The organism is Blautia hansenii (assembly GCF_013304445.1).
GTDB lineage: Bacteria > Bacillota > Clostridia > Lachnospirales > Lachnospiraceae > Blautia.
On record NZ_JAAITA010000008.1, the window covers coordinates 106,238 to 118,969 of the forward strand.

8 protein-coding genes are annotated in these 12,732 nt (G+C 45.1%); 2 read left to right on the top strand and 6 right to left on the bottom strand.

All coding sequences use genetic code 11. From position 1 onward, the window contains the following. Positions 1–88: 88 nt before the first annotated feature. From cls to G5A70_RS08285, 5 genes are all read right to left on the bottom strand, one after another. The gene (gene cls / locus G5A70_RS08265) at positions 89–1,624 is read right to left on the bottom strand and encodes a cardiolipin synthase (protein ID WP_173749192.1); all 1,536 of its coding nucleotides are present in this window, start codon (positions 1,622–1,624) and stop codon (positions 89–91) included. A gap of 76 nt (positions 1,625–1,700) precedes the next feature. Next, on the bottom strand, positions 1,701–1,877 hold the full coding sequence (gene rpsU, locus G5A70_RS08270; RefSeq protein ID WP_004222305.1) for a 30S ribosomal protein S21: 177 nt from the start codon (positions 1,875–1,877) through the stop codon (positions 1,701–1,703). Between the two features lie 202 nt (positions 1,878–2,079). Then, entirely contained in the window at positions 2,080–3,975 is a 1,896-nt protein-coding gene (locus tag G5A70_RS08275) for an ABC transporter ATP-binding protein (protein WP_173749193.1), read from the bottom strand. Further along, positions 3,968–5,701 (bottom strand): ABC transporter ATP-binding protein, encoded by a 1,734-nt coding sequence (locus G5A70_RS08280; protein WP_173749194.1) that lies wholly within the window; start codon positions 5,699–5,701, stop codon positions 3,968–3,970. Before G5A70_RS08280 ends, G5A70_RS08275 begins: the two co-directional genes overlap by 8 nt. Then, complete coding sequence (locus G5A70_RS08285; RefSeq protein ID WP_308781650.1) at positions 5,694–6,179, bottom strand: MarR family winged helix-turn-helix transcriptional regulator; 486 nt, start codon at positions 6,177–6,179, stop codon at positions 5,694–5,696. The genes G5A70_RS08280 and G5A70_RS08285 overlap by 8 nt, the downstream gene beginning before the upstream one ends. Positions 6,180–6,367: 188 nt before the next feature. On the opposite strand from G5A70_RS08285, the gene G5A70_RS08290 reads away from it, so the two are divergent. Together G5A70_RS08290 and G5A70_RS08295 are read left to right on the top strand one after the other, a co-directional pair. Further along, entirely contained in the window at positions 6,368–8,152 is a 1,785-nt protein-coding gene (locus G5A70_RS08290; RefSeq protein ID WP_173749195.1) for an ABC transporter ATP-binding protein, read from the top strand. Beyond that, positions 8,149–9,906, top strand: a complete 1,758-nt coding sequence (locus G5A70_RS08295; protein ID WP_173749196.1) for an ABC transporter ATP-binding protein — start codon at positions 8,149–8,151, stop codon at positions 9,904–9,906. The genes G5A70_RS08290 and G5A70_RS08295 overlap by 4 nt, the downstream gene beginning before the upstream one ends. Before the next feature lie 53 nt (positions 9,907–9,959). Here the strand turns inward: G5A70_RS08295 and alaS are convergent, their stop codons facing one another. Then, entirely contained in the window at positions 9,960–12,599 is a 2,640-nt protein-coding gene (gene alaS / locus G5A70_RS08300) for an alanine--tRNA ligase (protein WP_173749197.1), read from the bottom strand. Positions 12,600–12,732: the final 133 nt, after the last annotated feature.

Consider the following 12,732-nt stretch of genomic DNA (forward strand, 5'->3'; position numbering starts at 1 on the left):
TAAACGTCTGATAAGTATGTCTACTATATCATGATATCCCCTGTTCGTCTATTCCCATTTGACAGAAACTCTAAAATTTTCATAAATTTTACAGCATGGGAGCAAACAGACGGAGAATGCTCTGCATACCTCTCTGCAGCACATTCTGCCGTCTGCACACATCCAGAGTAATCTCCTTACAAACGGAAAACGTCTCCGTCATATCTTCTTTTACCTGGGCCACTGCGCTGCATTTATACAGCCAGGCCGCACATTCAAAGTGCAGATACAGACTTCTGTAATCCAGATTAATGGTTCCCACTACCGCCAGTTCGTCATCACAGACAAAATTTTTGGCGTGAATAAATCCTGGCGTATATTCATAAATCCGTACCCCGGCGCTTAAAAGCTGCTGATAATAAGACTGCGTCAACAGAAAAACCAGCTTTTTATCCGGAATTCCCGGTGTGATAATCCGCACATCCACCCCTTTTTTAGATGCCAGACAAAGAGCCGTCATCATCTCATTATCAATAATCAGATAAGGCGTGGCAATATACACATATTTTTGGGCCTGATTGATGATATTTAAGTAAACATTTTCTCCTACCACTTCTCCGTCCAGCGGTGAATCTCCATAGGGCTGAACAAACCCGTCGCTTTCAAACTCTTCGGGATGGTACACATACGGTCCATAGGCAGGCAGATGGGTCTTCATTCTGGTAATCACACTCCACATCTGCAGAAACATCACCGTCAGATTCCAGACTCCCTCTCCTACAAGACGTACTCCGGTATCCTTCCAATGTCCGAACCTCATTTTCTCGTTGATATATTCATCTGCCAGATTGACGCCTCCCGTATAGCCGGTATGTCCGTCAATCACCAGAATTTTTCTGTGATCCCGGTTGTTCAGCACAATATTTAAAATGGGACGCACCGGATTAAAGGCTGCACACTTAATGCCTTTGGCCTGCAGCTTCTTATAATATCGTGTGGGAAGTGTGGTTACACAGCCCATATCATCATAAATCAGGCGCACATCTACTCCCTGCTTTACCTTCTCTTCCAATACGTCTAAGATGGCATTCCACATTCTTCCCTCATGGATAATGAAATACTCCAGAAAAATAAAATGCTCTGCTTTTTTTAAATCTTCCAGCATGTCAATAAACATGTCGTCTCCCACTGCATAATACTTGGTTGTGGTATTGGTATGCACCGGGAATCCGGCGCAGTTCCTTATATAAGCAGACTGATTGGAAGCGCCCGTATCCTCCGCTGAAAGGGCTTCTCTGGTCTCCCTGCTTTCTCGAAAATAATTGGAAATCTCTTTCATTACTGCTTCGGATTCCTGGGTCATTTTTTTTGCCACACGGGATTGTCCGAATAAAAGGTAAATAATGACGCCAAACACCGGAACCGCAAGAATGAGAATGGTCCACGCCAGCTTATACGAGGGGTTGATTTTTTTATTTACAATCCAGAGTACCATAAGCACACTAAGCAGGCTGATAAGATTCATAATATGCCCGGAAAAGGCACCCACGCCCCAAAGCATGGCAAAAATCCAGATAAGCTGCAAAAGCACAGCCGCTATGGTAACAAACAGTCTGCTGGATATAATATCAATAATCTTTTTCATACATTTCCTTTAGAATTGTCCTATATGCAGATGTTGTAAAAAAGCCTCTGGTCTTTCCAGAGGCTTTTACTGCACATTAATTATATTTACGTTTTCTAGCTGCTTCAGATTTTTTCTTACGACGAACACTTGGTTTCTCGTAATGCTCTCTTTTACGGATTTCCTGCTGAATACCTGCTTTTGCACAGCTACGCTTGAAACGACGTAAAGCGCTATCTAAAGTCTCGTTTTCTTTTACGATTACATTTGACATAAGCTCACACCTAACCTCCCTCCAGCTGCAAATTGTGCATAATACAACTGTCTGGGTATTTTTATTGCACAAATGATATTATAGCAGATTTTTGTCATTCGTCAACTGTTTTAATCAAATTTTTCAAGTTTTTCTGAATTTTTTTCAGGATTACTGCCGACATGATCCCTGCCAGCACCAATCTCCCTCAATGCTGTCTCTTTTATGACAATTCCAGCTTACCTGTATAAAGCTGATAGTAAGTTCCCTTCATCTTAATAAGGTCTTCATGGTCTCCTCTTTCGATAATCTTTCCGTGGTCCAAAACAATGATGGCATCACTGTTGCGGATAGTGGACAGACGATGGGCAATGACAAAAACAGTACGTCCTTTCATCAGGTTATCCATACCCTTCTGCACAATGCTTTCTGTTCGTGTATCAATACTGGAGGTCGCCTCGTCCAGAATCAGTACCGGCGGATTCGCCACTGCAGCTCTTGCAATGGAGAGCAGCTGTCTCTGTCCTTGGGAGAGTTCTTCCCCGTCACCGCTTAACATGGTCTGGTATCCGTTTGGCAGCATTTGAATAAACTGGTCTGCATGAGCCAGGCGGGCTGCCGCATACACTTCCTCATCCGTTGCATCCAGCTTTCCGTAACGGATGTTATCGATAATGGTTCCGGTAAACAGGTGAGTATCCTGCAGCACGATTCCAAGGGAACGGCGTAAATCATCCTTTTTAATCTTTGTAATATTAATGCCGTCGTAACGAATCTTACCTTCCTGAATATCATAGAAACGGTTAATCAGGTTGGTAATGGTAGTTTTTCCAGCTCCTGTAGAGCCTACAAATGCAAGCTTCTGTCCCGGCTTTGCATAGAGACTGATGTTCTTTAAGATGACCTTATCTTCATTGTAGCCAAAGGTTACATTCTCAAATACCACATCGCCGGTAAGCTCTGTATAAGAAACGGAACCGTCTGCGGAATGAGGATGTTTCCATGCCCACATACCGGTGCGCTCTTTGCACTCCACAAGATTGCCCTTTTCATCTTTTCTGGCATTTACCAGTGTTACATAGCCTTCATCTTTTTCCGGTTCCTCGTCAATCAACTGGAAAATACGCTCTGCTCCGGCAAGAGCCATAACAATGGAGTTAAACTGCTGTGCTACCTGCATGAAAGGCTGTGTAAAGCTCTTTGTAAACTGCAGATAGGAAGCCATGACGCCAAGGGTAATTCCCCCTACGCCCAGAACAGAGAGGAAACCGCCCAGAACTGCAGTGAGTACAAACTGCAGATTTCCGATGTTTCCGATTACCGGTCCCATCATATTGGCAAAGGTATTGGCTCTGGATGCGCTCTCAAACAGCGCCTCATTAAGCTCATCAAACTCTTCTTCTGATTTTCTCTCATGATTAAACACCTTTACCACTCGCTGTCCATTCATACGTTCTTCCACAAAACCAGTCACATCTGCCAAAGACATCTGCTGTCTGACAAAGTATTTCCCGCTGTTTCCACCGATTTTTCTTGTAACAAAAATCATTACAAAAATAACCACAACGGCCAGAACTGTCAAAAGCGGGCTGAGTACCAGCATGGAAATAAAAGTTACAATAATCGTGAAAAAGGACATCAGCGCCTGAGGAATGGACTGGCTAATCATCTGACGCAGTGTATCTGTATCATTGGTATAAAGACTCATAATCGAACCATTGGTTCTCTGGTCAAAGTAACGGATAGGCAGGGTCTGCATATGCTCAAACATATCATCCCTCACTCTTTTTAAAACACCCTGTCCGATGTAAACCATCATCCTTGTGTAAATAAAGGTAGAAATAACTCCCAGAAGGAAAATACATCCCAGAACACTGAGTGCACTATAAAGTCCTGCAAAATCCGGATTCTGCTGTCCAATCAGTGGAATAATAAAGTCATCCAGCAGGAATTTCAAGGACAGGGATACGGAAATCGTCGCCACAGAACTGATTAAAATGCAGATAAAAACCAGAATGAAACGTACTTTATAGGTTTCTGTTACATATTTCAAAAGACGTTTTGCAGTCTTCAGTGTATTTTTTGAGATTCTTGACTTTTTGTTTTCCTGTTTACTCATGCTCTTCACCTCCTCTGACCTGAGATTCGTATACTTCTCTGTAAATTTCATTTGTTTTCAGAAGCTCCTCGGAAGTGCCTACTCCCACAACAGAACCTCCGTCCAGAACAATAATCTGGTCCGCGTCCTCAATAGATGCCACTCTCTGCGCAATGATAATCTTTGTGGTATCCGGTATTTCTTCGCGGAATGCCTTACGAATCAGGGCGTCTGTCTTGGTATCTACTGCACTGGTAGAGTCATCCAGAATTAGAATCTTGGGTTTCTTTAAGAGTGCTCTGGCGATACAAAGTCTCTGTTTCTGTCCTCCGGAAACATTGTTTCCGCCCTGAACAATCTGGGTATCATAGCCTGCCGGGAATTCATTGACAAATCCGTCTGCCTGAGCCAGTCTGCACACTCTCTGCACTTCTTCGTCGCTGGCATGCTCATTTCCCCAGCGGATATTTTCATAAATCGTACCGGAAAACAGCACGTTTTTCTGAAGCACCATGGATACCTGGTCGCGAAGAGCCTCTAAGTTATAGTCACGGACATCTCTGCCTCCGACCCTTACGCTTCCCTCTGTTACGTCATAAAGACGGGGAATCATCTGAACCAGAGTGGATTTGGCACTTCCGGTTCCTCCGATAATACCAATGGTCTGTCCTGATTTAATATGAAGGTTAATATCTTTTAAAGAAAGATTGCCGCCTTTTCCGCTGTAGCTGAAATTCACATGGTCAAACACAATTTCTCCATTTGGAACCTCTTTTACAGAATCTTCTTTATCCTTCATCTCCGGAACTTCGGTAAGAACCTCTGTAATACGGTCTGTAGATGCCTCTGCAATCATAATCATAACAAACACAAATGTAACCATCATCAAGGACATGAGAATCTGAAGGGCATACACAATCACACTGGTAAGTTCTCCTGTCGCCATAGTTCCTGTCACAATACTCTTTCCGCCGATTGCCACAAGCAACAGTACAACAACATACATGGTAAATTGCATAACAGGGGAGTTCCATGCAACAATTTTTTCTGCCTTTGTGAAAAGATTGTACACATATCCTGAAATTCCGTGGAATTTGCTGATTTCAAAATCCTCTCTTACAAATGCCTTTACCACGCGGGAGGCATTTACATTTTCCTGAACGGAATTGTTTAATACATCATACTCATCAAATACTTTGATAAAATGAGGATGCGCTTTTTTTGCAATAAAAATAAGCGTTCCGCCAAGCAGCGGGATGACAATCAGAAACAGAAGGGCGATTTTTACGTTAATCAGCAGAGTCATAACCCAGGAAAGAAGCACCATAATGGGGGCTCTGGCCAGAAGTCTTATACTCATCATATACGCCATCTGTACATTCGTAATATCGGTTGTCATTCGGGTAACAAGTCCCGAAGTGGAAAACCTGTCAATATTTTTAAAAGAAAATTCCTGTACCTTGTAAAAAATGTCATGCCGCAGGTTCTTGGCATAACCGGCCGCACCTATAGCAGCCATCTTTCCTGCAATCGCACCAAACCAAAGAGCCAGCATGGCCATGACTACAAGAATCAGTCCCCGCTGTACAATGTAGGTAAGATTGCCTTCGGCAATGCCGGTATCAATAATCTTTGCCATTTCCATGGGGATGAGAACTTCCATCAATACCTCAAGGATTACAAATAACGGGGCCAGTACCGACTGTTTTTTGTATTCCCGGACTGATTTTAAAAGTGTCTTATTCATTTATCCTGTCTACCTCCTTATTTTCCCTGTTTTTTTCTGCAAGATTCTGACACATCTGATAAAGAGTTTTTTTGCACAGAAAAAGCTGCTCCTGGGAAATCCCCCGGGTCATACGAACCTCTGTTTCATGAATATGCTCCAGAATGCTGGGACGCATGGCCTCTGCTTTCTTTGTGGGAAGAATCCGCTTAAGTCTGGCATCCTCCTTCACACTCTCCCGGTATATGAAACCGTTTTTTTCCATGAGTTTGAGAATTCCTGACGCTGTGGATTTTCTGATGTTAAACTCTTCCTCTATATTCTTCTGATAAATATCTCTGTGGAGAGTTTCCAGCAAAATGTGTTTCAGCACATGTCTCTGCATGGGGGTAAGTTCATTCTCTTCCGGAGTTTCCACGGGTTTATGCTCTCTCTTTAACTGATGGTTGAGTATTCTCACCAGTCTTCCTGTATGCATGTTTCTTATTTTTTCATCCATATCCTGCATCATTTGCACCTCGCTTCTTTTAGTTAGCTTCCTAACTTTTTCATATTATACAGACCATTTTTTTTAATGTCAACACTTTTTTCTTTTTCTCCTTTTCTATCTTTCTGTGCTGGAGTATAATATGGATTGTCTATCAGGTTTTTCCTGAAACTTTATTTTAGAAACGGAGGAAACAGAACATGCGACGTCTCGCTGTCTACTTGAAAAACTACAAAAAAGAAAGCATACTGGCTCCCTTTTTCAAGTTTCTGGAGGTAGTATTTGACCTGCTGGTTCCCGTGGTCATCGCCCGTATGATTGATGTGGGAATTGCGGGAAATAACCGGGAGGTTATCATTCAGAATTTTTTTATCCTGCTTCTCATGGCTGCTGCCGGTCTGACTGTCAGTATTACAGCCCAGTTTTTTGCCGCAAAGGCAAGCACCGGCTTTGCTGCCGAGCTTAGACAGGCTGTCTTTGACCATGTACAGAGTTTTTCCTTCTCCCAGCTTGACAGGCTGGGAACAGATACTCTGATTACAAGGCTTACCGATGACATTAACCAGGTACAAAACGGCCTCAACATGGGGCTCCGCCTGCTGCTGCGCAGCCCTTTTATTGTCCTTGGTTCCATGGTCATGGCCTTTACTGTCAATGTGCGCTGCGCCCTGATTTTTGTTGTAGCCATTCCTGTACTTTTTCTGGCCGTCTTTCTCATTATGTATCTCAGCATCCCCCTGTTTCGGAACGTGCAGGGGAAACTTGACAAGGTCACCGGACTTACCAGAGAAAATCTCACCGGTGTCCGGGTCATTCGGGCCTTTTGCCGCGAACAGGAATCTGTGGCAGAATTTGACCTGCACAACCGGGAACTGACAAAGCTCAACGAATTTGTAGGGAAATTGTCCGCTCTTTTGAATCCGCTTACTTATGTCCTGATTAACCTTGCCACCGTTATTCTCATCAGCAGAGCCGGAATCCAGGTCCATTTAGGCAATATGCAGCAGGGCGAAGTGGTTGCGCTTTATAACTATATGGCTCAAATGATTATTGAACTGATTAAGCTGGCCTCTCTGATTATCACGCTGAACAAATCAGCAGCCTGCGCCGGCCGTGTGGCTGATATCCTGAAAATCACACCTGCTATGGACTATCCGGAAGAAACCGCAGCGCACACTCCCTCTGCTTGTGCCGTTGCTTTTGAACATGTGACCTTCTCTTATCCGGACACAGGCGCTCCCAGTCTTTCTGACATCAGCTTTTCTGTAGAAAAGGGACAGACTGTAGGAATTATCGGAGGAACCGGAAGCGGAAAAACAACCCTTGTAAACCTGATTGCCCGTTTTTATGATGCCACAGAAGGTCAGGTGCTTCTGGACGGACAAAATATTCGCAATTATACCCAAGATGTACTCCGGGAAAAAATCGGGGTTGTTCCTCAAAAGGCAGCGCTCTTTAAGGGAACCATCCGCGAAAATATGAAATGGGGACGGGAAGATGCCACAGATGAAGAAATCTGGGCAGCACTTTCCATGGCCCAGGCCAGAGAGATTGTGGAGAAAAAAGAGGGACAGCTTGACTTTCATCTGACACAGAACGGAAAAAATCTTTCCGGAGGCCAGCGTCAGCGTCTTACGATTGCCCGTGCTCTTGTGAAAAATCCTGAAATTCTCATTCTGGATGACAGCGCCAGCGCCCTTGACTTTGCCACAGATGCAGCCCTGCGAAAGGCACTTCATGCACTAAGGGGAAATGTGACTACCTTTCTGGTTTCCCAGCGTTCTGCCAGTATCCGTCATGCAGAACAGATTCTCGTTCTGGACGATGGCCTCCTGGTGGGAAAAGGCACCCACGACCAGCTGGTAGACTCCTGTGAAACATACCGGGAAATCTTCTTCTCACAGTTTCCCGAAGAACGCACAAAATATACAGAAAACCACAAAGCCGAAAGCTTTCCGGCATCCAAAAGGGAGGGAAACCCATGAGTATTTCAAAGAAAACAAAGAGCAGCAGTATGGAAACCTTTAAAAAGGTACTCCGCTTTATCGGAAGATACCGGTTTCTGCTGATAGCCAGTATCGTGCTTGCCGCAGTTTCCGTAATCCTTCAGCTTTATGTTCCGATTCTTTTCGGAAACGCCATTGATGAAATCGTCGCCAGGAATCAGGTGCATTTTTCCAAAATGTGGCAGTATCTATGGCAAATTCTCATATTGGCCGCTCTCTCCGGCGCCGCGTCCTGGGTCATGAACCTCATCAATAACCGCATGACCTACCGTACCGTACAGGACATCCGCACAAAAGCTATCCGCCATATTCAAGTGCTTCCCCTCTCCTATCTGGACAGACACAGCACCGGAGATATCATCAGCCGGGTGATTGCCGATGCAGACACCCTTTCAGACGGTTTGCTTTTAGGCTTCACACAGCTTTTTTCCGGTGTTGTCACCATTATGGGAACCCTGGTATTTATGTTTTCCAAAAACGTATTTATCACTCTTCTGATCATTGTGCTGACCCCTCTCAGCTTTTTTGTGGCAAAGTTTATTTCCTCCCATTCTTTTCAGATGTTCCGGAGACAAAGTGAAGCCAGGGGAGCACAGACTGCCCTGATTGAGGAAATGATTGGAAACCAAAAGGTCGTTCAGGCCTTTGGTTACGAAGAAAAATCTTCTGCCCGTTTCTCCCGGATAAATGAAGAGTTAAAAGAAGCCAGTCAACATGCTATTTTCTACAGCAGTCTGACGAATCCTGCTACAAGGTTTGTCAACAACCTCATTTATGCGGCAGTTGCCCTGACCGGTGCGCTTCTGATTCCCAAAGGGGCTCTGACCGTAGGCGGTCTCTCTGTTATGCTGGCTTATGCAAACCAGTATATGAAGCCCTTTAATGACATCAGTTCCGTTATCACAGAACTGCAGAATGCACTGGCCTGCGCTTCCAGGATTTTCTCTCTTTTAGAAGAAGAACCGGAAAGTTCTGACGCTTCCGGCACTCTCTCAGATGTAAAAGGGAACGTTGCCATTGAACACGTGTCTTTCCGTTACGTACCGGATAAGCCTCTGATTGAAGACTTTAACCTGAAGGCCGCGCCGGGCAGAAGAATTGCTCTGGTAGGGCCTACCGGCTGTGGAAAGACAACCTTTATCAACCTGCTGATGCGGTTCTATGACGTGGATTCCGGAACCATTTCTGTAGACGGAAAATCCATCCGCCAGGTTTCCCGCCATGCCCTCAGAAGCAGCTATGGCATGGTGCTGCAAGACACCTGGATAAAAAGCGGCACGGTTCGGGAAAATATTATTATCGGCAAACCGGAAGCCTCGGAGGAGGAAATCATACAGGCAGCCAAAATGTCCCATAGCTGGGAATTTATCCGCCGCCTTCCCGACGGCCTTGACACAATCCTGAAAGAAGACAGTCTCAGCCAGGGACAGAAGCAGCTTCTCTGTATCACTCGTGTTATGCTCTGTCTGCCGCCTATGCTGATTCTGGACGAAGCCACTTCCAGTATTGACACCAGAACGGAACTGATGATTCAAAAAGCATTTGACCGTCTGATGCAGGGACGCACAAGCTTTATTGTAGCCCACAGGCTTTCCACTATCCGGGGTGCAGATGAAATTCTGGTTATGAAGGATGGAAGTATTATCGAACAGGGTACTCACGAAAAATTAATGGAAAAGGGCGGTTTTTATAAGACACTGTACAACAGTCAGTTTGTCAATACAGCCGAATAGAGAGAAAAAAAGGGGGCCTATCAAACAGCCTCCTTTTTCTAAAAACAAATTTTTTATTTAATCTGGTCTGCCAGTATATCTGCTGCTGCTTTTAAGGCTTCCGGTACTTTATCCGGGTTTTTGCCTCCGGCCTGAGCCATGTTGGGGCGTCCGCCTCCGCCTCCGCCTACAAGGGCAGCCATGCCTTTCACCAGATTTCCTGCATGAGCACCTGCTTTCTGCGCTTCCTCTGTCACCATAGTCAGAAGGCTTACCTTTCCTCCTGCTACGCTGGCCAGCACTACCACACCTTCGCCCAGTTTTTCCTTTAACTGGTCGCCTAAGTCACGCAGTCCGTTCATATCCACATCATCCAAGGAAACTGCCAGAAGCTTCACACCTTTGATTTCCTGTACCTGGCTCATAACGTCGCCTACTGCGTCTTTTGCCATTTTGGCCTTCAGTGCTTCATTTTCGCTGTGCAGATTTTTCACCTCTGCCTGGAGATGTGCGATTTTTTCTTCGATTTCTGCCGGAGAAGTCTTCAGCATTGCTGCGATTTCTGCCTGGCGTTTCTCGATTTCTTTATAGTAAGCAAATACACCGTCTCCGGTAAGGGCTTCGATACGGCGCACACCTGCCGCAATACCTGCTTCTGCTACAATCTTAAAGGCTGCAATTTCTCCTGTGTTGGCTACATGGGTACCGCCGCAGAGTTCTTTTGAGAAATCCCCCATAGAAACCACACGGACTTTTTCTCCGTATTTTTCGCCGAACAGAGCCATAGCGCCTGTCTTCTTGGCTTCCTCAATAGTCATAACATCCGTTACAACCGGAAGTCCTGCACGGATTTCCCGGTTTACCATATTCTCCACCTTTTCCAGTTCTTCTGCCGTCATGGCCTGGAAATGTGCAAAGTCAAAACGCAGTCTGTCCGGAGTTACCAGAGAACCTTTCTGCTCTACATGGGAACCGAGAACCGTCTTTAAGGCTTTCTGCAGCAGGTGGGTAGCGCTGTGGTTCTTACAGCAGTTGGCTCTTCCTGTCTCACATACTTTTAAGGTTACGGTATCGCCCACTTTTATCATGCCTTTTGTGAGAACACCAACATGTCCTACTTTTCCGCCTCTTAAATGAATGGTGTCTTCCACCTTAAATTCTGCGTCACCGCAGACAATCACACCTTTATCACCCTGTTGTCCGCCCATGGTCGCATAAAACGGCGTCTGCTCTGTAAAGAGGGTTCCTCTCTGGTCTTCGGTCAAAGCCTCCACGATTTCCTCTTCTGTGGTCAGAACCGTTACTTTAGCATCACATACCAGTTTGTCATAACCTACAAATTCTGTGGTAACGGCTGTATCAATTTCATCGTAAACCGTTGCGTCCGCACCCATATAGTTGGTGGTTTCTCTGGCTGTTCTTGCCTTCTCCCTCTGTTCCTGCATAGCTTCCTGGAAGCCTTTCTCATCAATGGTATAACCCTTTTCTTCCAAAATTTCTTTTGTCAAATCCATCGGAAAACCATAGGTATCATACAGCTTAAATGCATTTGCGCCGGAAAGCTCCGTTGTGCCTTCCTTCTGCATAGCCTCTTCCATTTCTCCCAGAATGTGAAGCCCCTGGTCAATGGTTTTGTTAAACTGTTCTTCTTCTTTTGTCAGCACCTGGAAAATAAAACTCTTCTTTTCATCCAGTTCCGGATAACCGTCTTTGGAGCCTTCAATGACAACGGCGCCTAACTCTGCCAGGAACTTGCCTTCGATTCCCAGAAGACGTCCGTGGCGGGCTGCACGGCGGATAAGACGGCGCAGTACATAGCCTCTTCCTTCATTTGTGGGCATAATACCGTCAGAAATCATAAAGGTTGCAGAACGGATATGGTCGGTAATCAGACGAATGGAAACGTCTTTTGTCTCATCCTTCTTATATTCGGTGTGAGCCAGTTCACAGACCTTGTTTCTCAAAGCGCACAAAGTATCTACATCAAAAATAGAATCCACGTCCTGGACTACAGAAGCCAGACGCTCCAGACCCATACCGGTATCAATGTTTTTCTGTACCAGTTCCGTGTAATGGCCTTCCCCGTCATTTTCAAACTGGGTAAATACATTGTTCCAGATTTCCATGTAACGGTCGCACTCGCAGCCTACGGTACAATCCGGACTTCCACAGCCGTATTTTTCGCCGCGGTCATAGTAGATTTCAGAACAGGGACCGCAGGGACCTGCGCCGTGTTCCCAGAAGTTGTCGCCCTTGCCGAAACGGAAAATACGCTCTGCAGGAATTCCCATTTCCTTATTCCAGATTTCAAAAGCCTCTTCATCTTCTTCATAAATAGAAGGATACAGGCGGTTCGGGTCCAGTCCCACAACCTCGGTCAAAAATTCCCAGGACCAGGCAATGGCTTCACGCTTAAAATAATCTCCGAAAGAGAAGTTTCCCAGCATTTCAAAAAATGTGCCGTGACGTGCTGTCTTCCCTACGTTTTCAATATCACCTGTACGGATACATTTCTGACAGGTTGTCACCCGGCGTCTGGGCGGGATTTCTGCGCCTGTAAAGTATGGCTTTAAAGGCGCCATACCGGAATTAATCAAAAGCAGACTCTTGTCATTGTGAGGAACAAGAGAAAAGCTCTTCATAGCCAGATGTCCTTTGCTCTCAAAGAACTCTAAAAACATTTTCCTAAGTTCGTTTACTCCGTATTTCTGCACGGTTTTTCCCTCCTGATGAGTATAATCACTGTTCTTAATGATAGCACAGGATTTTACTGATTTCAAGAAAAATCCTGTCTTGAGTTTCCGCAGTTTTATCCACAGAACCTATAATCATCCTTGCTGATTATTA